At 57.6% G+C, this 20,809-nt stretch carries 22 protein-coding genes; 10 read left to right on the top strand and 12 right to left on the bottom strand.

All coding sequences use genetic code 11. The annotated features are described in order from the left end of the window. Window positions 1-23 precede the first annotated feature (23 nt). From gpmI to ABJI08_RS11805, 4 genes are all read left to right on the top strand, one after another. Entirely contained in the window at window positions 24-1,547 is a 1,524-nt protein-coding gene (gene gpmI, locus ABJI08_RS11820) for a 2,3-bisphosphoglycerate-independent phosphoglycerate mutase (RefSeq protein WP_348402043.1), read from the top strand. Beyond that, window positions 1,544-2,680: a peptidoglycan DD-metalloendopeptidase family protein gene (locus tag ABJI08_RS11815; protein WP_348402042.1), complete on the top strand. Its 1,137-nt coding sequence runs from the start codon at window positions 1,544-1,546 to the stop codon at window positions 2,678-2,680. The genes gpmI and ABJI08_RS11815 overlap by 4 nt, the downstream gene beginning before the upstream one ends. A gap of 3 nt (window positions 2,681-2,683) precedes the next feature. Then, the gene (locus ABJI08_RS11810; protein ID WP_348402041.1) at window positions 2,684-4,024 is read left to right on the top strand and encodes a S41 family peptidase; all 1,341 of its coding nucleotides are present in this window, start codon (window positions 2,684-2,686) and stop codon (window positions 4,022-4,024) included. A 136-nt stretch (window positions 4,025-4,160) separates the two neighbouring features. Beyond that, window positions 4,161-4,643 (top strand): RNA pyrophosphohydrolase, encoded by a 483-nt coding sequence (locus tag ABJI08_RS11805; protein ID WP_348402040.1) that lies wholly within the window; start codon window positions 4,161-4,163, stop codon window positions 4,641-4,643. A 2-nt stretch (window positions 4,644-4,645) separates the two neighbouring features. Here the strand turns inward: ABJI08_RS11805 and ABJI08_RS11800 are convergent, their stop codons facing one another. From ABJI08_RS11800 to ABJI08_RS11770, 7 genes are all read right to left on the bottom strand, one after another. After that, window positions 4,646-5,344 carry a phosphatase PAP2 family protein gene (locus ABJI08_RS11800; protein WP_348402039.1) on the bottom strand — a complete coding sequence of 233 codons (699 nt, stop codon included), beginning with the start codon at window positions 5,342-5,344 and terminating at the stop codon, window positions 4,646-4,648. Further along, window positions 5,332-6,786: a glycosyltransferase family 39 protein gene (locus ABJI08_RS11795; protein ID WP_348402038.1), complete on the bottom strand. Its 1,455-nt coding sequence runs from the start codon at window positions 6,784-6,786 to the stop codon at window positions 5,332-5,334. Before ABJI08_RS11795 ends, ABJI08_RS11800 begins: the two co-directional genes overlap by 13 nt. Further along, a complete protein-coding gene (locus ABJI08_RS11790) occupies window positions 6,773-7,084 on the bottom strand; it encodes a lipid-A-disaccharide synthase N-terminal domain-containing protein (RefSeq protein WP_348402037.1) in 312 nt (103 codons plus the stop codon). Before ABJI08_RS11790 ends, ABJI08_RS11795 begins: the two co-directional genes overlap by 14 nt. Next, window positions 7,084-7,827 (bottom strand): glycosyltransferase family 2 protein, encoded by a 744-nt coding sequence (locus ABJI08_RS11785; protein ID WP_348402036.1) that lies wholly within the window; start codon window positions 7,825-7,827, stop codon window positions 7,084-7,086. Before ABJI08_RS11785 ends, ABJI08_RS11790 begins: the two co-directional genes overlap by 1 nt. A 130-nt stretch (window positions 7,828-7,957) precedes the next feature. Beyond that, complete coding sequence (locus ABJI08_RS11780) at window positions 7,958-9,508, bottom strand: DUF427 domain-containing protein (RefSeq protein WP_348402035.1); 1,551 nt, start codon at window positions 9,506-9,508, stop codon at window positions 7,958-7,960. 112 nt (window positions 9,509-9,620) lie between these two features. Next, a complete protein-coding gene (locus ABJI08_RS11775) occupies window positions 9,621-10,325 on the bottom strand; it encodes a hypothetical protein (RefSeq protein ID WP_348402034.1) in 705 nt (234 codons plus the stop codon). Next, entirely contained in the window at window positions 10,297-10,599 is a 303-nt protein-coding gene (locus tag ABJI08_RS11770; protein WP_348402033.1) for a hypothetical protein, read from the bottom strand. The genes ABJI08_RS11775 and ABJI08_RS11770 overlap by 29 nt, the downstream gene beginning before the upstream one ends. Window positions 10,600-10,779: 180 nt before the next feature. Between ABJI08_RS11770 and ABJI08_RS11765 the strand changes: the two genes are divergently transcribed. The 4 genes from ABJI08_RS11765 (at window position 10,780) to ABJI08_RS11750 (ending at window position 14,779) form a co-directional block, all read left to right on the top strand. Next, window positions 10,780-11,262 (top strand): hypothetical protein, encoded by a 483-nt coding sequence (locus ABJI08_RS11765; RefSeq protein WP_348402032.1) that lies wholly within the window; start codon window positions 10,780-10,782, stop codon window positions 11,260-11,262. 106 nt (window positions 11,263-11,368) lie between these two features. Continuing rightward, a complete protein-coding gene (locus ABJI08_RS11760; RefSeq protein WP_348402031.1) occupies window positions 11,369-11,986 on the top strand; it encodes a ribonuclease HII in 618 nt (205 codons plus the stop codon). Between the two features lie 107 nt (window positions 11,987-12,093). Beyond that, window positions 12,094-13,209, top strand: a complete 1,116-nt coding sequence (locus tag ABJI08_RS11755) for a site-specific DNA-methyltransferase (RefSeq protein ID WP_348402030.1) — start codon at window positions 12,094-12,096, stop codon at window positions 13,207-13,209. A 163-nt stretch (window positions 13,210-13,372) separates the two neighbouring features. Next, the gene (locus ABJI08_RS11750) at window positions 13,373-14,779 is read left to right on the top strand and encodes an adenylate/guanylate cyclase domain-containing protein (protein WP_348402029.1); all 1,407 of its coding nucleotides are present in this window, start codon (window positions 13,373-13,375) and stop codon (window positions 14,777-14,779) included. Window positions 14,780-14,785: 6 nt separating this feature from the next. Here the strand turns inward: ABJI08_RS11750 and ABJI08_RS11745 are convergent, their stop codons facing one another. Next, on the bottom strand, window positions 14,786-15,919 hold the full coding sequence (locus tag ABJI08_RS11745; protein ID WP_348402028.1) for an alkane 1-monooxygenase: 1,134 nt from the start codon (window positions 15,917-15,919) through the stop codon (window positions 14,786-14,788). Window positions 15,920-15,985: 66 nt separating this feature from the next. Beyond that, window positions 15,986-17,038, bottom strand: a complete 1,053-nt coding sequence (gene mutY / locus ABJI08_RS11740) for an A/G-specific adenine glycosylase (RefSeq protein WP_348402027.1) — start codon at window positions 17,036-17,038, stop codon at window positions 15,986-15,988. An 86-nt stretch (window positions 17,039-17,124) separates the two neighbouring features. Here mutY and ABJI08_RS11735 point away from each other — a divergent pair, with 86 nt between their 5' ends. Together ABJI08_RS11735 and ABJI08_RS11730 are read left to right on the top strand one after the other, a co-directional pair. Next, a complete protein-coding gene (locus ABJI08_RS11735; protein WP_348402026.1) occupies window positions 17,125-17,640 on the top strand; it encodes a DUF721 domain-containing protein in 516 nt (171 codons plus the stop codon). Next, the gene (locus ABJI08_RS11730; RefSeq protein WP_348402025.1) at window positions 17,641-18,312 is read left to right on the top strand and encodes a DsbA family protein; all 672 of its coding nucleotides are present in this window, start codon (window positions 17,641-17,643) and stop codon (window positions 18,310-18,312) included. Here the strand turns inward: ABJI08_RS11730 and lpxK are convergent, their stop codons facing one another. The 3 genes from lpxK to ABJI08_RS11715 are packed head-to-tail and all read right to left on the bottom strand — an operon-like array spanning window position 18,313 to window position 20,808. Beyond that, window positions 18,313-19,338 (bottom strand): tetraacyldisaccharide 4'-kinase, encoded by a 1,026-nt coding sequence (lpxK, locus tag ABJI08_RS11725; RefSeq protein ID WP_348402024.1) that lies wholly within the window; start codon window positions 19,336-19,338, stop codon window positions 18,313-18,315. It abuts the gene before it with no gap. Next, on the bottom strand, window positions 19,335-20,558 hold the full coding sequence (locus ABJI08_RS11720) for a glycosyltransferase N-terminal domain-containing protein (RefSeq protein WP_348402023.1): 1,224 nt from the start codon (window positions 20,556-20,558) through the stop codon (window positions 19,335-19,337). The genes lpxK and ABJI08_RS11720 overlap by 4 nt, the downstream gene beginning before the upstream one ends. A gap of 7 nt (window positions 20,559-20,565) precedes the next feature. Beyond that, complete coding sequence (locus ABJI08_RS11715) at window positions 20,566-20,808, bottom strand: DUF4170 domain-containing protein (RefSeq protein WP_348402022.1); 243 nt, start codon at window positions 20,806-20,808, stop codon at window positions 20,566-20,568. Between the last annotated feature and the right edge of the window lies 1 nt (window position 20,809).

Here is a 20,809-nt window from a genome sequence, read left to right as displayed (position 1 = left end):
CGGATTTCATACGGGAGAATTCCATGACCACGCCCAAGCCTGTTGTTCTGTGCATTCTGGATGGATGGGGATTGTCCGAGCGCCGCGATGACAACGCGCCCTTGCTGGCCCAAACCCCGACATTTGACGCGATGATGACCGATTGTCCCAATGCGTCGCTGATTACGCACGGCCCGGATGTGGGTTTGCCCAGCGGGCAGATGGGCAATTCCGAGGTGGGGCACACCAATATCGGCGCTGGGCGCGTGGTCGCGATGGATCTGGGGCAGATCGATCTGGCCATTGAAGACGGTTCGTTTTTCGAAAATGACGCGTTATTGGCATTTGTGGCCCGGTTGAAAGAAACCGGTGGTGCGGCGCATCTGATGGGCATGATTTCGGATGGCGGGGTGCACGGGCATATCACCCATATTCTGGCGGCTGTTCGTGCCGTTGCCAGTGCCGGTGTGCCGGTGGTATTGCATGCGGTGACCGATGGGCGCGATGTGGCGCCAAAATCTGCGCTGACCTATCTGGAGACGCTGAACGCCGGACTGCCTGAGGGCGCGCGCATTGGCACCGTGACCGGGCGCTATTTCGCCATGGACCGGGACAATCGTTGGGAGCGTGTCAGTCAGGCCTATGCCGCATGGATCAACGGCACGGGGCTGGCGGTTGAAACGGCGCAGGCGGCCATAGAGGAAGCCTATGCGCGGTCGGAAACGGATGAGTTTATCACGGCTTCAGTGGTCGGTGATTATGACGGCGCAAAGAAAGGCGACGGGTTCTTTTGCCTGAATTTCCGGGCAGATCGCGCCCGCGAAATCCTTGCAGCGATTGGACAGCCCGCGTTTGCGGAATTTGATGTTGGTGTGCGCCCGCAATGGGCGGGATTGCTGGGCATGGTGGATTATTCCGAGGCGCATAATGCCTATATGACCAGCGCCTATCCCAAGCAGGAAATTGTCAATACGCTGGGCGAGTGGGTCGCGAAAAAGGGTTTGCGCCAGTTCCATCTGGCGGAAACCGAGAAGTATCCGCATGTCACGTTCTTTCTGAATGGCGGCAAGGAAGCGCCAGTGGCCGGCGAAGACCGCTATATGGCGGCATCACCCAAGGTGGCGACCTATGATCTGCAGCCCGAGATGTCAGCAGGAGAAGTGACCGAACATTTTGTCGGGGCGATCGAGGATGGTTACGATCTGATCGTAACCAATTTTGCCAACCCGGACATGGTGGGCCATACGGGCAGCCTTGAGGCTGCGATGCGGGCGTGCGAAGCCGTTGATCAGGGGCTGACAGCGGTGCAGGCCGCGTTGGAAAAGGTAGGCGGTGCGATGATTGTCACCGCCGATCACGGCAATTGCGAAACCATGGTAGACCCGGTGACGGGTGGACCACACACGGCGCACACCACCAATCCGGTGCCGGTGGTTCTGGTGAATGGCCCCACAGGCGCGACGCTGCGCGCGGGAGGTCGGTTGGCCGATCTGGCGCCGTCGTTGCTTGACCTGATGGGGCTGGACCAGCCCGAAGAAATGACCGGAGAGAGCCTGATTATACGATGAAACGTATTGCGCTGTTGTTGCCATTGGTTTTGATCGCGGGTCTTGCCCGCGCTGAAACTGATCCGGCGACGTCGGCGCGGGATGCGGCGGATCAGCTGGAAGGCGCGAGCGTCGCTTTGGCGCAGGCGGGCAGCGCACGCGACCGGGTCAAGGCGTTGACCGAAGTTGTGCATGCCTATGAGTCCGGGTTGACCGCGTTGCGCGCGGGATTGCGCCGTGCGGCCATTCGCGAGGCCCAGCTGGATCGCCAGTTGAAGGCACAGGAGAGCGAAATTGCACGGCTGTTGGGCGCATTGCAGTCTATTGGATCAGGGCCGCCACCTGTGATGTTGCTGCATCCGGCAGGGCCAGAGGGCACAGCACGCGCCGGGATGATACTCGCAGATGTGACGCCTGCCTTGGAGGCCGAGGTTGCGCAATTGCGCCGTGATCTTGAAGAGGTTGTGATCCTGCGCAGTTTGCAGGAAGGGGCTGCGGAAACGCTGCAAGAAGGTCTGGCAGGCGTTCAGGATGCGCGCACCGAGTTGAGCAAGGCCATTGCCGACCGGACTGACCTGCCGCTGCGATATGCCGAAGATCCGATTCAAACCGCATTGCTGATCGCGTCGACCGAAACGTTGGAAGGTTTTGCCAGCGCGCTTGTTGATTTGCAGGTCGATGGTATGGCCGAGATTGATCTGCCGGATGCCACAGCGTTCAAGGGCATTCTGGCCCTGCCGGTCGAATCACAGGTGCTGCGGCGTGCCGGAGAGGCCGATGCCGCCGGGATCAAACGCCCGGGGTTGGTTTTGGCCACACGTCCCAATGCGCTGGTGGTGTCACCCACGGCGGCAACGATCCGGTATCTTGGGCCATTGCTGGATTATGGCAACGTGATGATCCTTGAACCACAGCCAGGCCTGCTTTTTGTGCTGGCGGGTATGGAACAGGTCTATGGCGAGGCCGGGCAAGTGCTGCCCGAAGGGTCACCAGTGGGATTGATGGGCGGAAATGATCCGGAAATCGGTGCCATCCTCTCACAGTCGAGTGATGGCTCTGGTCATGACCGTACAGAAACGCTCTATATAGAAGTCAGAGAAGGCAAATCGCCTGTGGACCCGGAAACGTGGTTCCGAACCAACAAGGATGGATAACCTATGAAGAGATTCTTAGCTGCCGCCGCAGGTGGTGTGGTGGCCGGTCTGCTTGTCACGACGCAGATCGCTGGGCCGCTCTTGGCGCAAGAGACTGAACGCAAGGTCAATGTCTATGAGCAGCTCGATCTGTTTGGCGATATTTTCGAACGCATTCGCGCGCAATACGTCGAAGAAGTGGACGAGGCTGATCTGATCGAAGCAGCGATCAACGGGATGCTTACTTCGCTTGATCCGCATTCCAGCTATCTGTCGCCGGACGATGCCGAAGACATGCGCGTGCAGACGCGCGGTGAGTTTGGCGGTCTGGGCATCGAAGTGACGCAGGAAGACGGGTTTGTAAAAGTGGTGTCGCCGATTGACGACACGCCTGCAGATGCAGCCGGGATCGAAGCCGGGGATTTCATCACGCATGTCGACAATGAAAGCGTGTTGGGCCTGACGCTGGATCAGGCGGTCGAAATGATGCGCGGCCCTGTGGGGTCAGAGATCATTATCACCGTGGTCCGGGAAGGCGAGCCGGAACCGTTTGACGTGTCGATCATTCGCGACACGATCAAGCTGACGGCGGTGCGGACACGGACAGTGGGCGATTCAGTTGTTCTGCGGGTAACCACGTTTAACAACCAGACAACCCCCAACCTTGAAGCCGGTTTCAAGAAACAGGTCGAAGAGCTGGGCGGCATGGACAATGTGAACGGCATTGTTCTTGATCTGCGCAACAACCCGGGTGGTCTGTTGAATCAGGCGATTATGGTGTCTGACAGCTTCCTTGAAAAAGGCGAGATTGTTTCGACACGCGGGCGCGATCCTCAGGATGGTGAGCGGTATAACGCAGAGCCGGGCGATCTGGCCGAAGGCAAACCAATTGTGGTGCTGATCAATGGTGGGTCTGCATCGGCATCGGAAATTGTCGCCGGAGCTTTGCAGGATCATCGCCGTGCCATCGTTGTGGGTACCAAGAGCTTTGGTAAAGGCTCAGTACAAACAGTGATGCCTTTGCGTGGCGAAGGCGCGATGCGTCTGACCACGTCGCGGTATTACACGCCTTCGGGACGGTCCATTCAGGCGCTGGGCGTTAGCCCGGACATCGTAGTAGAACAGCCACGACGCAATCCGACCACAACCGAGGACGAGGAAGAGGCCAACAACCAGCGTATTCGCGGTGAAGCCGATCTGCGTGGCAGCCTGAACAATGACAGCCTGACCGAAGACGAAATCCGTCAGATCGAAGAAGACCGCGCCAAAGCCGAAGACGCGGCCGAGCTTCGGGAAGAGGATTACCAGCTGGCCTATGCCATCGACATCCTCAAGGGTTTGTCGGCCTTGGGTCCAAAAGAATAACCCACGCAATTGCGTGACATTAGAAAAGGGGCGTCCGACCGGGCGCCCCTTTTGTCGTTAGGCACCGCCATTGGCATTGCACCGCGTGCGGCGCTTGGTTAGGACTTGATCCGGTTGATCCAAGGAGCCCGCAGACATGACCCCGGATGAGATTTCAAAACTGCCTTATCGGCGCAATGTTGGTGTGATGCTGGTCAACGCGGATGGGCATGCCTTTGTCGGACAGCGGTTGGACAGCGACGTGGCCGCCTGGCAGATGCCACAAGGTGGGATCGACAAGGGCGAGGCCGCGCAAGAGGCCGCGCTGCGCGAGTTGGAAGAGGAAACCGGCGTGTCCCGCGATCTGGTCACAGTTGAAGCCGAGACCGAGGGTTGGATTTCCTACGACCTGCCGCATGATATTGTGCCGCGCATCTGGAAGGGCCGGTACAAGGGGCAGGAACAGAAGTGGTATCTACTGCGGTTTCATGGCCGGGACGATCAGGTCAGGATTGACGGAGACCATCCCGAGTTTTCTGAATGGCGCTGGCTGCCTGCGGACGAATTGGTGGCCAATATCGTGCCGTTCAAGCGGTCGGTTTACGAACAGGTTGTAGCGGCGTTTTCATCCCGTCTGTGACGTCAGAAGAGGCGCAAAGACCGGTAGCGTTTGAGTTGCAGCAGGCCGAGTGCGATCAGCGTGACAAACAACATGGCAAACAGCGTATCCGACAGGAAATGACGCCCCATCAGAATGCGCAAGGTCAACCCAAGCGTTGCCATGACAATAACAATATGCGTGACAAGCTGCGTGTAGCGCCCGGGCGCCATGTTACGTGTGATCAGCAGTACCGAAATCAGCATGGCGGTCGCGCCTGATCCTTCGCCGGAAACGAACGAACAATTATCCACGCATTGATCCGACATAACGACTGGCGGGGTGAAAGGCTGTGATCCGCCAAACTCAGCCACATTGGCCGGGCGGGCGCGTCCCCAAAAGCTTTTGAGAACAGCATCCACCAGCAAGATCGGCCCCAGCAGATAGGTCAGCACGACGACCTCCCAGACCTTGTTCAGCACAGGCGCCGTGGTTCGGAATATCCTGGAGAATATCAGGGCGATCAGGGCGACGCAAAATACCAGTATAATCAGCCCCCAGACCAGTTCGCGCAATGTTTGCACGGCGGAGATGCGGGCGATCCAGAAACCATGAATATCTGCAAAGAACAGCCCGGACACAAAGAGGTCGAGCGCGGGCCATGAGGTAAAGACCATGGCCAGAACCACGGTGATAATCACACAGTCCCGCAGAGCTTTGCGGTTTGGTGTCATCTCAGACATGCTGCGTCCACGATAAAGGCGGGCAATGTCATGTTCGCCCACGTGCCGATGTCCTGAGACAGGTCCGTCACCGGCGTCATGGCTATACCGTCACAAGTCAATTCCGGGTCGTGGCTGACAAACAGGACACGCCCGGAATACTCATCCGGCAACGCCTTTTTCTGTTCGTAATAGTGATGCGGCGCGCCCTTGGGTGGCACGGAATAGAACACCATATCGCTGTCAGATCCGGTGAAAAAGAAATCCGCCAGAATGCCGCGATTTTGGGCCACGATGGTGGTCATGTCATTGGCGCGGGCCAGCGCCATTGCGTCATGGGTCAGGTCGGCGACATTGACATAACGTTTGGCCAAGGGCTGGCCTTTGCCGTCTTGGATCAGATTGGGGAACAGGGTCACAATCGGAATAGCGAGGCAGACCACCATGTTCAGGGCGAACCCGGCCCACATGCTGCGGTGGCGGTGGGTGTCCAGTGCCCAGAGCATGGCCGCGATGGTGGCCGGGGGAATGGCGGCAAACGCCCAATTGGCATAGGCGCGTGACAGCAGGGCCTGTATCAGCACGATCGTCCAGACGGGGATTGAAAACCAGATCAAAGCACGTTGCGGCCCTGTTGCGGGCGCGCGCAAAGCCAGCAACCAGAACACCATGAACACAGGCCCAAAGACCAGAAACTGGCTGGCGATGAATTGGATCATGCGGGGCAGGCTGGGCTGGGGGCCGGCGCTTTCGGCCTTGAGCCACGCGGCATTGTCCATGGTATGGCTGACCGTGGTTAGGTCGTTCGCGATATTCCACAAAATATTGGGCGAAGCGGCCAGTAGAAATGCGAGTACATAAAGCGCCAGATGGCCTGCGCGCGGGCGCATCGAGGGATAGATGGCATAGGCGATCAGGGCGCCGTGCAGGAAATAGATGGCGGCGTATTTGGACAGGAATGCGCAGCCCAGTAGCAGCCCGCCAAAGATCGCGTCGCGTGCGGTGCCGCTCGTGCCGATACGCCAGTAGAACAACAACGCTCCCGCCAGAAACGGCGCCATGATGGTGTCTGTTGAGATCAGAAAGCTTCCGACGGCGACGATGGGCAGGCTGAGATAGGCCATTGCCACCCAAAACCCCGCCAGCCGATGCGATGGGGCAAGGCTTTGTGCCCATGCGCCAAGGATCAGGGCGGTGGCGCTGTGAAACAGAGGGGCGGGTAGGCGCACGCTGAACGCGTTGCGCACCGGGACAAGTTCATCAAAGAACCGCAGCACCCAGCCGATCATTGGCGGCTTGGAATAATACCCGAAATCGAGCGCCTGGCCCCAAATCCAATACTGGGATTCGTCGACATAAAGGTCGGTTGGGCTGCCCCACAGAGCAACAACCCGCAGCAACGTAACCAGACCAACACCGATCAGTGCAGGTTTGATCCATGCGTGAGATTCAGCGTGCAGCATTTTCGCGGCGTTCGCGATAGATCAAAAACAGATTGCGCGAATAGATGAACAAGCCAAGGGATTGGCCAAGAATGAACACCGGATCAGCGCGATAAACGGCATAGCTGAACAGGATCACACCGCCACCCATTGAGAAATACCAAAAGGCCACCGGTACGGTCGAACGGTGCGCCTTTTCCGAGGCGATCCATTGTACGATAAAGCGGCCGGAAAACATCAGCTGGCCAAGCAGCCCGAACATCACCCACCAGAATTCCAACCAGCTGTCGACTTTGAGAAAGGAAAGCAGCGCTTCCATCAGCTCGCTCCGTTGTGTTCAGTGGCTTGTGTCTTTTTCCGGCGCCGGATCAACCATGCCACGCCCAGAAGGTCAACGACACCAACCAGCCCGCGTTGCAGGTTGGAATAGTTGGAGTGGCCCGAATGACGCGCTTCGTGGCTGACATCGACATGCTCGACCCGCCAGCCGTTCATCGTGAACAGGGCAGGCAAATAGCGGTGCATGTGATCGAAATAGGGCAGTTCCAGAAAGGCGTCGCGGCGAAAGGCCTTGAGTCCGCAACCGGTGTCGCGGGTTTCATCTTTGAGCACAAAGGACCGGATGCCGTTCGCGGCTTTGGAAGCCAATTTCTTGGACAAAGTATCCTGCCGATTGACCCGCTGTCCGGCGACCAGACCCAGTCTGGAAGCGGGGGTCGCGGCCAGCAATGGCGCAACAAGACCGGGCAGTTCGGATGGCGGGTTTTGCCCGTCGCCGTCCAATGTGCAGATGAAGCGCCCCTGCGCCGCCAGAACACCGGAATGCACCGCCGCGCTTTGACCGCCCGACCGCGCGTGGCTGAGCACGCGCAAGTTGCGCATTTCTGCCTGAAGCTGGTGCAGCGTGGCAAGGGTGCCGTCTTCTGATCCGTCATCGACGATGATGATTTCAATCGGGTGCTCCGCCCCGGCAAACGCCGCCTGAATCCCGCCTGTCAAAGTTCGCAGGCTGGCCTCTTCGTTCCTGGCCGGAACGACAATAGAGATGACGGGCACGTTCATTGCGGCACCTTTAAAGGCACCCACCGGGCACTTCGGACCGGCAGGCGGAATTTAGCTCCTTCTTCCCCTTAAAACTCTGCGCGTCAAGAGAGGCGGGATGTCGGGGCGGCGACGGCTTGCCGGAATTGTTTCAACTGTTTGCAGAAACCGCATAGCTCGTGACCGGCACAGAGACGTTGTGCAAGGCAATGTCCCCAAGCGGTTCGGCGGTGTCGCCAAATTCGGCGACGTCTTGGGTCACGACAATCCGACGACCGATCTTTTTGCCGAAATCACCCAAGCGCGCGGCGATATTGGCGGGTTGTCCGATAACAGTGAAGTCCAACCGTTCCCGAGAGCCGACATTGCCATAGGTCACGCGCCCATAAGCAACGCCGATGGAACATTCAAAGTCCAGCTGTGTTTCTTTGGAGACCTCGTGCAGGCTGCGCACAATGGTTTTTGCTGCCTCCAGCGCGCTGGACCGCGCTTCGCCCTGAATTTCGCCTTTGGGGAAGACGGCCAGAACAGCGTCGCCGATGAATTTCAGCACTTCGCCGCCGTTTTCGTTCACAATATCGGTGACGGTGTCGAAGAACTGGTTCAGGAAGTTGATATAGTCATCCCGTTCCATTTCTTCTTCCAGCCGGGTTGAACCGCGCAGGTCGCAGAACATGATTGCGGCGTCGATCTCGTCACCATCACCGCGCCGGATGTCACCGCCAAGCACACGCGCGCCCGAGCGGCGTCCGACATAGGTTTCCAACAGAGATTGCGCATTTTCCTTTTGCATGAACACTTCGAAGAACCGACTGATGACCGATGAAATTTCAAAGATCAGTCCCAGATTGGCGGTGGTAAATCCTTTGGGGTGATCACTGGTCAGGGTCATGACGTTGATCTGCCCGTTGGAAAACATCAACGGCATGGCGACATAGTCGGTGTGTCCTTCCTGTTGCAGTTCATCCATGATGGAAAACTGCATTTGATCTGAAGGGCCGTCCAGTTTTTGACGGACTCCGCCTAACCCCGCGGCCACATGGCTGAGCGGGCTGTTGACATAAGAAGGGTGGTCATAAACATCGTGCGTGGGCGCATAGGTGGTGATCTCATTCTGGCCTTTTTCCCACAGATATATTTTGCCAGCTGTCATCGGGTGCAGCGACCAGATCAGCACGCTCATCCGGGACACCGCGATGCCGCTTTCCAACATCTTTTCGGACAGCGCCTTGGTAAAATCTTCGGGCGAGTCCAGAAAGGCAGCGCCGCGCATCAACCAGTCAACTAGCGGACCGGATATATTGCCTTCGTCGTCAGTTTGAAGCTCTGTCCCACCCAGATCGATTTCGATGTCGTCATTTGGCATGAAGCCAATAAAGCCATTGATTTCGCGGCTTTCCGGCAATGCGTCATCATACGACCAGATGGCGTTTTCGATAACTGTTTGGTCCAGTTCAATGTCGCGGTAGCGCGCCGTGCCTTTGAACGGGCAAAAAGTTTGCAGATCGGTCAGATCGGACAGGGGAACGCGCACGTCTTCGGCCGGCAGATACACCTGAGGGGGCAGCCGGGTTTCGTACATGACTTTGGCTCGATTGGATTGCGCCAAAAGTCTTCCGTGGTGCCAGACACGCACAGTGGTGTCGAGCGGTTCGATTCTGAGGCCATAACCTGAATTTGCGCCGAAGCGAGAGCCTTCCATACCGGGCGGCCTTTCTCAATAAATACTGGAGCGGCTCAAGATATGGCAATTGATGCGCCAATTCCAACCACTTGCCGGTCAGTTTATTGGAAAAGTGGCGCATTTTCCCAGCCTAGAGAACGCGGATCACGTCCTTGTCAATCGCCAGCATATATCCCTTGCGGGCAATGTTCTTGACCAACAGCTCGCTGACCATCTGGTTTCCTAGTGAATCCCGCAGTCGTTTGATGCGTGTTGCACCCGCCGCTTCTTCGCAATCTGACGCGGTTTTCCCCGAAATCACAGATTCAATTTCAATACCGGACAACACGTCGTCATCCATGCGCGCCTCGGCCAGAACGGACAGGGTTTCCATGGCAGCATCGGTCAGTTTGAAGCCCATATTGTTGAGGTAGACGGTTTTTTCATCGCGGCTGATCAACAGGGAATTGACCTGAATGCCTGCACGTTCGATCTGGGCCATACGGCGGTTCATCGTGACCAGCATGATCAAAAAGACCAAAGCGGCAATCATCATGCCGGTGGCGAACACCAGCAAAACCAGAATCACCATGCGATAACTGGCCAGAATATCGGCAAAAGAAGTTCCCGACTGCGCCAGAATTTCCAGGAGCTTGATCTCGGCCTGACCGGTCAGCGTGTCATTTTCCAGAAACAAGCGTTCAACGCGCGCGTTAAATGCATTGGCGTCCGGCAGAGTCAGAACCAGAACAATCGCCGCCACCAGGAGAATGGTAACGATGGCGATCAATCCAAAGGTCACAACGCGCCCGCCGTGGCGGCGGGCGTCAATAACGGAGATAGAAGTGTCCGGCACTGGATTCCTTTCCCGAAAGCTGTGACGCATCAAATACCGAAAGCACATTCAATAGCGTCCAGCCGTCCCGGCGAATGCGTTTGGCGATCTCAGAGCGCGCGCTGTCCTTGGAACAGTCCTGACGCAGTTGCACGACACCGTAATGCAGTTTCAGGGGATTGTCTTTTTTGGCTTTGTAATCGGCAAAGCAATCAGCCGCCGCCGCCGCATCCGGCAGGGCCAGCGCCAGCAGCATGGCCCCGGCAAGAGCGATATGTCTGAATGTGTATCTCATGGTGTCGACTGTGCGCTGAATTCGCGTGTTATTCAATAACCAAGCGTCGTTCCGGAAGCGATATCGGATATCAAGCATCTGATATTGCGTGGCTTTTTAAGTTGAGGGCAAAGTTGGGCTACACCGCCCGGTGCAAGACAGCCGGGTCAGGACAATTCGCAAGTACAAAGGATCTGAGCCATGAAAACCCGTACCTTTATCGCCGCAGTCATAACCGCCGCCATGACGCTGACTGGGGTGTCCGCCTCAAGTGCGCGTGCGCTGACTGAAGATGACGTCGCTAAGCTGATGATTGGAGCGACCGCTTTGTTTATTCTGGGTAAGGCAATAGACGACAATAAAAAGAGCAAACCAAAGGCCGTCATTCAACCGACACGCCGGTATGAGCCAAAGCATGTGACCAAACCCAATACCCGCAACACCGGGCGCGCCAATCCGCATCGACGCAATCTGGTCCTGCCGGTGCAATGCAAACGCAACTTTGTAACTGAGCGCGGCAAACACGTGACGGGGTTCCGCCGGGTATGTCTTAACCGGTCTGGCGTGTCTGTGAACCATCTGCCTGGCGGGTGCGAGCGTCAGGTTAACACCCAGCGTGGCTGGAAGACGATCTATGGCGCGAACTGCATGCACCGCAGCGGATACCGCGTGGGCAACCGGTAAAAAAATCGAGCAGCAGACCGGCATCAGACCGGTCGCTGAACCGGAGGGTCTTGAACCCTCCGGTTTTTTAGTTGCGAAGAGGCGTTGCCCGTGATTGTCAGGGGGCATGGATATGCCAGATTTTTCACTTGAGCGCGGCGCGTTTGAACATGGCGCAAGCCGGGTTGCCGGAGTTGACGAGGTTGGGCGCGGGCCTTTGGCCGGACCGGTCACGGCGGCGGCTGTGGTGTTGGACCCTGACAACATTCCCGACGGGTTGAACGATTCAAAGAAGTTGTCTGCAAAACGCAGAGAGGTCGCGTTTGAAGCGATCCTTGCCAGCGCGGATGTCTGCGTCGCCCACGCGACAGTGGAAGAGATTGATGACATCAATATCTTGAGGGCCAGCCATTTGGCGATGCAACGTGCGGTCGATGGTTTGTCACACGTGCCGGATTATCTGTTGATTGACGGCAATATGATCCCGCGCGGATTGCAAATCCCATCGGCTGCCATTGTCAAAGGAGACGCCCGTTCGGTGTCGATTGCGGCCGCGTCAATTGTTGCAAAAATCACCCGCGATGGGATCATGATGGATTTGGCGCAACAGTTTCCCGGATATGGATGGGAGACAAACGCCGGATATCCATCAAAAAGTCACAAAGCGGCGTTGCTGAAATTGGGTGTAACCCCACATCATAGGCGTTCGTTCAAGCCTGTACACAATATCTTGTATCAAGAGTAAAAACTAACCTCTTGATTCAAAAAAGAATTTGACGCCGAATCGCGTTTGAATCATCCTAGTCCCAATCAACGAGCGCACAAAAAACAGCGCCGTGAACGAGGCAGAGAATGAAAACGATGACCAAAGCGAAGAGCGCACCCGCGCTCCCACTCAACACGATTCTGGACGGTGACTGCATCGAAATGATGAACAGTCTGCCCGAGAATTCGATTGATCTGATCTTTGCAGATCCCCCATATAACCTTCAGCTCAAGGGCGATTTGCACCGGCCGGACAATTCCAAAGTGGATGCCGTCGATGACGAGTGGGACCAGTTTTCCAGTTTCGCAGCATATGATAAATTCACGCGGGCCTGGCTCAAGGCGGCACGTCGTCTGTTGAAGCCGAACGGCGCGATCTGGGTGATCGGATCCTATCACAACGTGTTCCGCATGGGCGCCGAATTGCAGAACCAGGGCTACTGGATTCTGAACGATGTGGTGTGGCGTAAATCCAATCCGATGCCGAATTTCCGTGGTAAACGGTTCACCAATGCGCATGAAACCATGATTTGGGCATCCAAATCTGAGGGCGCAAAATACACGTTCAACTATGAAGCGCTGAAGGCCCTGAACGAAGGCATTCAGATGCGCAGCGACTGGGTGCTGCCAATCTGCACAGGTCACGAGCGTCTGAAAGACGACAACGGCGACAAAGCGCATCCGACACAAAAGCCAGAGAGCCTGTTGCATCGGGTGCTGGTCGGATCGACCAATCCCGGTGACGTGGTGCTGGACCCGTTCTTTGGCACCGGCACAACCGGGGCTGTGGCCAAGATGCTGGGACGCGAGTTCATCGGGATCGAACGCGAAGCGGCCTATCGCAAAGTTGCCGAAAAACGCTTGAAGAACACACGCAAGTTTGACCGTGAAGCCCTGCAGGTGTCGGTCAGCAAACGCGCCGAACCACGTGTTCCATTTGGACAGTTGGTCGAACGCGGCATGCTGCGCCCGGGCGAAGAGCTGTTTTCGATGAACAAACGTCACAAAGTCAAAGTGCGGGCCGATGGCACGCTGATTGGCGACGACATCAAAGGATCAATCCATCAGGTCGGCGCGCATCTGGAAGGCGCGCCAAGCTGCAACGGCTGGACCTACTGGTGTTTCAAACAGGATGGCAAACGAGTGCCTATTGATGTGCTGCGTCAGCAGATCAGGGCCGAGATGGCCGAACGCCCTAACTAAATGACCCAACCTTACCTTTAATAAGAATACCGCCGGTGCCTGAAGCCTGACTTCAAGATCAGGCACCTTGACTTACCCCGCCGCATGTCGGCGGGGTTTTTTTGACCTTTACGCTGCGCGATGTGCCACTATCTAAGGCAGATCACTAAAAAAGGTCGGCCCAATGTCTCAGAAGCGTCCGCTTCTTTCTTTGTTCGCGCGCAGGCGTCGGGATGAATTCCCGGACAAGAGCAGCCCTGAATATCAATACACCGAAGCCGTTCTGGAACGTCACAAGCGCGAAGGGCTTGAACTGGCTGTGCAGGTGCGTTGGGTCGCGATGGCGGCCATTGGGGTTCTGATGCTGTTTCTGGTGCCATTCCCCGAGGTGCTGTATATCGAGTGTATTCTGGCGCTTTTGGCGCTGAATGGCTGGTTTATGCGACGGGTTGGCAAGGTGGGGCAGTCCAAGGCCGAACTGGGGCTGATCTTTTTTGACCTTGTTCTGATGACATACGGCATGGTGGGACCGAACCCGCTGAGCGATCAGACATGGCCGCATGCGATGCAATATCGGTTTAACAATTTCCCCTATTTCTATGTGATTCTGGCGGGCGGCGCATTGGCCTATTCCTGGCGCACGGTGCTTGCCATTGGCACGTGGACGACAGGCGTTTGGCTGATTGGTCTGGCCATATCGGTTTGGTTCGTTGATCCGCTGCCGGAATACAGCGACGCGGTCATCGCAGCCTTGCCGGATCAACAGGATATGGCGCATTTGCTGGACCCCAACAGCTATCAATTGCAGCTTAGGGTTCAGGAGATCGCAATTTTTCTGATCGTGGCGCTGAGCATGGCGGTGCTGGTGCGGCGCTTTAACGGATTGCTGCGCTCGAACGCAGCGCTGGAGCGCGAACGCACGAACCTGTCACGCTATTTCTCGCCCAACGTGGTCGAAGCGTTGTCGACCAATGATGAGCCGCTGAAAAAGATCAGAAATCACGAAATTGCGGTGTTGTTTGTGGATATTGTCGGGTTCACCGAATTTGCCGCCACCCGGCGGCCCGAAGATGTGATCGAGACGCTGCGGGAATTTCATGGGCTGATGGAAACGGCTGTGTTTGCTCATGGTGGCACGCTGGACAAATATCTGGGCGATGGATTGATGGCGACGTTTGGCACCCCTGATCCCACCGAACAGGATGCGGTTAATGCACTGGCCTGCGTGCGCGATATGATGGACACGCTGGACACGTGGAATGACGACCGTATTGCCCGCAATCAACCGCCGTTGCGGGTGGGGTTTGGCGCGCATTATGGCCCTGCGGTTCTGGCCGATATTGGCGCGAACCGGCTGGAGTTTGCGGTGGTGGGCAATACGGTCAACGTGGCCTCGCGCCTTGAGGCGCTGACCCGCGGCTTGAACGCGCGATTGGTGATCAGCGACGGCATGCGCGACGAAGTGATCGGCGAAGGCGGGCACGAATGCCTTGATGGATTGCGTCGGTTTGCCGATCAGGACATTCGCGGTGTCGAAGACAAGCTTACGGTTTGGGCGTTTGAGCGGCCTCAGGGTCAAACATCCGCCTGATCCGTTTTAGCGTGGCATCGGGGTTTTGGCCTTGGAATAGGGTGTCCAGTCGGTGATCTCCGGATAATACATGCCGCGCCATTTGCGCACGCGCGGGTTCATGATGCGTCGCCAGACTGGGGGCATCATGGCGGCCATGGTCATGATTGGATAACCATAAGGCAGTTGCGGGGCCTCGGCCTCGGTATAGTTCTGCAACAGCGGAAAGCGGCGGTCGGGCTTGTAATGGTGGTCCGAGTGGCGCTGAAGGTTGATCAGCAACCAATTGGACGCTTTGTGCGCGGCATTCCAGCTGTGATGTGGTTTGACATGTTCATATTTGCCTTCGCCCAGATGTTTGCGGGTCAGGCCGTAATGTTCGACATAGTTGGTCAGCTCCAGCTGCCAGATGGCAACATAGGCTTGCCACAGGAACAACAGCAGCCCGATCCAGCCACCGATCAGCAGCGCCAGCACCAGCATGACGCCTTGCAGCGCCCAGTAGCGAAAGAACGGGTTGGACAGATCGCTCCAACGCAGGTCCTTGCGCGCCAGCATGTCCTTTTCAGCGCGGAACGAGGATTTCAGAGAGCTTATCAGGACGCGTGGGAAAAAACGGTGAAAGCCTTCGTTGTAGCGGGCGGTAACAGGATCGCGCGGGGTGGCGACATAACGGTGATGCACCAAAAGGTGTTCTGAGCGAAAATGGGAATACATCACCATGGACAAGAGAATGTCACCGAGCCAGCGTTCGGTGTTGTTTTTCTGGTGCATCAGCTCGTGGCTGTAGACAATCCCCACAGAGCCGGTGACAACGCCAACCCCGAAGAACAGTCCAATCATCGCGCCGACGGACAGGTGGTCGGTATGTGTGGCGTACCAGATCATGCCAAACAGGGTCACAAACTGCAGGCCCGGCCAGATCATGGTGACAAAGCGATACCAGTACAGATCGTCTTCGGTCGTGTCGGGATCGGCGTTTTCAAGGTTCAGCCCGGCGAACGCGTCAAGGATGGAAAACAGATACCAGGTGGCAGCAGGTACAAGCAGCACCCACCAGCTGCCCAGACCTGCAACAATCCAGATCAGGGGGATCAGAAGCAGGGACAGCCAGAACGGCAGGGCGCTGGCAAATCTGGCAACTTGCGATGACGGGATCATGATCACTTTCCTCTTTCATGCGCGCAGGCGCAGTATGGTCTGCGTTGCAGGCGGCTGCAATCGAGATCAGGCGTTGCGATAAAGATCGTAGGCTTTGCGCATCACTGTGGGCAGATCAGAGGGGCGGAAATCTGATTGTTCGTGGAATACACCGGATTTGGGGGCGCGATCCATGGGCACAAGTGCGGTTTTGACGGTCAGACGCAGGTGAAAGTGGGTAAAGGTATGGCGCGCCTCGGCGGGCAGGGTTTTCCATTCGGCGCGGATCGGGTGGGGGTGATCTGGTGTGCCGATTTCAACCCACTCTGAACCGGGCCAACCCAGCATGCCACCCAACAACCCCTTGTCGGGGCGGCGTTCCAGCAAAATCGCACCATCGACACGTCGCGCAATGTAGACGGTGCCAAAGCGGATGGGTTTGGGTTTCTTAGGTGTCTTTTTGGGCAAGTCTGAGGCGGTGCCCAGATCGCGGGCCTGACAAGGTGCACGCCAAGGGCAAATGCCACAGGCCGGATTGCGCGGTGTGCAGATGGTGGCGCCAAGGTCCATAACGGCCTGCGCGTAATCCCCCGGGCGTTTCTGCGGGGTCAGCGCAGCGGCATGGGCTGTCAGGATGGGTTTCGCGGCGGGCAGGGGCGTGTGTTCGTCAAAGAGCCGCGCCATGACGCGTTCGACATTGCCGTCGACCACGGTTTCGGGCTGATCAAACGCAATCGAAGACAGTGCGGCGGCCGTGTAGGGCCCGACGCCAGGTAATTTGAGCAGTTCGTCGTGGGATGAAGGGAACACACCGTTCAGGTCTGTGCTGATCACGCGGGCACATTTCAACAGGTTGCGCGCGCGGGCGTAATAGCCAAGGCCCGCCCATGCGCCCATGACCTCTTCATCTTTGGCGTTGGCCAGCGCATCCACATTGGGCCAAAGCGTGGTGAACCGTTCGAAATAGTCTTTGACAGCGGCCACGGTGGTTTGCTGCAACATGATTTCAGACAGCCAGATGCGATAGGGATCAGGCGCAATGCCCTTGGCGCGATCCGCGGGGCTCACCCGCCAGGGCATTTTGCGGGCGTGAGTGTTGTACCACTCCAGCAAGTCAGTGGCCTGAGGCAAGTCACGCAAGTTTTATCTCCTGTCCGGAACGGTTTCGCTGGCGCCGCGCAGCAGGCACACTAAAATAGCGCCAGACACAAGGATGCAAGACCGACATGCGCCGCACCACGACGAAAGGTTTCAAACGCACGTCTTCGCTGTTGCGTGACCGGATTCGCCAGGCGGGCGAAAGCCGGGGTTTTGCCGTGACCCGGGTGCTGACTCATTGGGCCGAAATTGTAGGACAGGACATTGCGGCCATCTGCAAGCCCGTGGACGTGAAATACGGACGTCAGGGATTTGGCGCGACGCTGACGATCCTGACAACCGGCGCGCAGGCGCCCATGCTGGAAATGCAAAAAGAAACGCTTAGGTCCCGTGTTAACGCAGCTTATGGGTATAACGCGATTGCCCGGTTGCGGATCACACAGACAGCAGCGACAGGGTTTGCCGAAGGGCAGGCGCAGTTCGCGCCCAAACCCAAGCCACAAGAAAACAATCCCGACCCGGAAATTCGGGCCGAAGCAGCGCAGGTGGCGGCACCCGTGGCTGATGACACTTTGCGGCAGGCGCTTGAGCGGCTTGCCGGAAACGTTCTTTCAAAACAAAAAACCGATAAGAAAGGTTTCTAAATGAACCGTCTCATTCCCATCCTATTGGTGGCGTTGATCGCAGTAGCCGGCGGCGGCTATTGGTACAGCCAGTCTTCGGGCGTTGCTCCGGGCGTGACCAATGTAGAAGTTGTCTCATCAGAAGGGGCTGCGGATGTTGACACATCCGGTGTGGTCGAAATGTCGATCGGGGCCGAAGACGCACCGATCACCATGATCGAATATGCGTCATTTACGTGCCCGCACTGTGCCAGCTTTCACGACACTGTCTATAAGCAGCTGAAGATCGACTATATCGACACTGGCAAGGTCAAGTTCATCTTCCGCGATGTGTATTTTGACCGCTTCGGCCTTTGGGCGTCGATGGTGGCACGGTGTGGCGGTCAGGAGCGTTTCTTTGGCATCACCGAGCTTCTGATGAGCTCGCAGGATGAATGGGCTCGTGCCGGTGAACCTGTTGCGATTGCGGATGCGTTGCGCAAAACCGGGCGTTTGGCCGGGTTGGAAGACGCCCAGTTGCAGGCGTGTCTGCAAGACGAAGACAAGGCCAAGGCGCTGATCGCGTGGTATCAGACCAATGCCAGCGCGGATGATATTTCCGGCACGCCGACATTGATTATCGACGGCGAGAAGCACTCGAACATGAGCTATAGCGACCTGCGCGATATTCTGGACGCCAAGCTGGACGGCTGATCAGGTTTTTGACCGGGCGGGATTGTTCTGCCCGGTCAGTACATCATCGATGGCGTGGTCAATGGCTGACCAGTCGTCGATTTCCAGTCTTACCGGAACACTCAGAACGTTTTGACGCATGTCGCGAGGCAGGCGCACCGCGTCTTTTTCGGTGGTCACAAGCTGGGCGCCCAGCCGGTTGGCTTCGTTGGTCAAACGGGTCAACAAAGCAGTGGTCAGCGTCTGGTGATCATCCAGCGCCTGTTCGCGCAGGATTTCGGCGCCCAGCCCCCGCAACGTTGCAAAGAATTTTTCGGGATGACCAATACCGGCAAAGGCCAGAACGCGTGTGCCCTGCCACTCCATCCCGGTGGGCAGTGGCGCAAGTTCACCAGTGGCATGTGGTAGGGTGATGTCATTGCCCCATCGGGTTGCGAACTCTGCTTGTGCCGCTTTCGGGCCAATCGAGAGCAGCAGGTCGGCGCGGCGCAGTCCCGGTGTGACGGGTTCGCGCAAGGGGCCTGCGGGGATGCAACGTCCGTTGCCAAAGCCGCGGGATGCATCCACCACGATCAATGACAGGTCTTTGTGCACCGACGGGTTTTGAAATCCATCATCCAGCAGGATCAGATCGGCGCCGGCATCCTGGGCGGCTTTGACGCCAGCGGCGCGGTCTTTGGAGATCCATGTGGGGGCAAACGCGGCCAGCAAAAGCGGCTCGTCTCCAGTTTCATGCGCCTGGTGTCGCATTTCATTGACCTGTACCGGGCCGTCCAGCACGCCGCCATAGCCGCGGGACACAATATGGGGCGTATGCCCGCGTGCCTGCAAACGTTGAGCCAGCGCGATTGTGGTCGGCGTTTTGCCCGTACCACCGGCGTTAAGGTTACCGACGCACAGAACCGGAATTTTCGCTCGAAAGGCATCGCCGGTGCGCCCAACCCGGTTGCCGGTCGCGCCCGCATAAAGCGCGCCGAGTGGTGCCAAAAATCGCGCCTGCCATCCCGGGCGGTCCGGCGGATTGTCCCAGAAACGCGGCGGTCTCATAGGTAACGCCCCTGGCTCTCAAGCATCTGCTGAGCGCGCGCAATGATGTCGTCCGAGACCTCGGCGCCTGCTGAGATTACCTGCCATCCGGCATGGGCCATCGCGGCCACCTGATCCGGCGCAATCAGCTGTGTGAGCGCGGCGGCAAGGTTGTCGGCGTCTTTGACGATTCGCGCGCCGCCTTCCTGGGCAAGTCGGGTGTAGGCATCCAGATGCTGGCGTACGCCGGGGCCGTAAAGCACGGCAGACCCGAGCGCGGCGGGTTCCAGCGGGTCGCGCCCGCCAAACCCCGGAACCAGCGACGAGCCGATAAGGGACACGGGCGCAACGCGGTACCAGAGGCCAAGTTCGTCAGGTCTTTCAGCCAAAAGAATATGTGTGCTATTTTCAGGAAAGGTGCCATTTTCCCATTCCGCAAACCGCAAACCTGACTCGGTAACAGCTTGTTTAATCTCGGCGGCGTCCTCGCTGGAATCCGGTACAATGATCAGCAGCATCCTGTGAGCCAGACGCAGAACCTTGCGAAATGCGGCCAGCGCGGTGTGGACTTCGCGTGGCTGAACGCGGGCAGCGAGCCAGACAGGACGCCCAGCCAACGCCGCGCGCAATTCTTCCAGATCGGTTTCATTACAGGGCAGCGCCGGGCTTTCTTCCATCAACGGGCCGCTTTCACAGATAAGCGTCGAATTGTCGGGCAAGGATTTGCGGAACCGGTCTGCGCTGGCTTTGTCGATGGTCAGAACATTCGAAAACCGGTGCAGCGTTGCCTGGGTCGGTTCCGGGATCCAGCGCCAGTTTTTGTTTTCCAGACCGGGGGTGCTGGCTTCGAGCAACAGAGATGCAATGGCACGCTGATGGGCTGCGTCGATCAGGGCCGGGCGCAGCCATTGACCCAGCCAGATCAAAAGATCAGGGCGCCAGTGGTTCAAAAAAACGCGGATATCATCGGGGTTTTCCGAGGGGCATTCCTGCCACAGCACATTTTCGGGCAGGTCTTGCAGAGGGCGTTGGCCGGGTGACGTGGTCAACAATATCTGAACTTCGGGGCGGTGCACCGTCAGGCGCAGGCCAAGCTGTGCAAGAGTGCGCGCGCGTTTGGGGTCCGCGCAATGCAGCCAGATCAGTTCGCCATCAGGGCGTTGCGTTGTAATCTTCTCAAGGCAGGCCGGTTGGCGGCGCGCAATAGCCAGATAGGCCGCGAGGCTTAGCGAGCGCGCCATCAAAGGATCAGTCCAGTTCTTCGGTCGTAGAGGTTTCGGCCTCTTCGTCACGCAGGCGATGCAGGTGCGCGATGAAAAACCGCATATGCGCGTTGTCCACGGTGCGCTGTGCGGCGGCACGCCATGCGTCATAGGCCGCCTGGTAGTTGGGGAAAATTCCGACAACTTCGATGTCATCGACATTTTTGAAGGCCGACTTGGTGGGGTCCACCAATTCTCCGCCGAAAACGAGGTGCAGGCGCTGGGTCATG

The organism is Shimia sp. (assembly GCF_039969785.1).
Lineage (GTDB): Bacteria > Pseudomonadota > Alphaproteobacteria > Rhodobacterales > Rhodobacteraceae > Shimia.
This window is presented reverse-complemented; position numbering and strand designations above follow the sequence as displayed.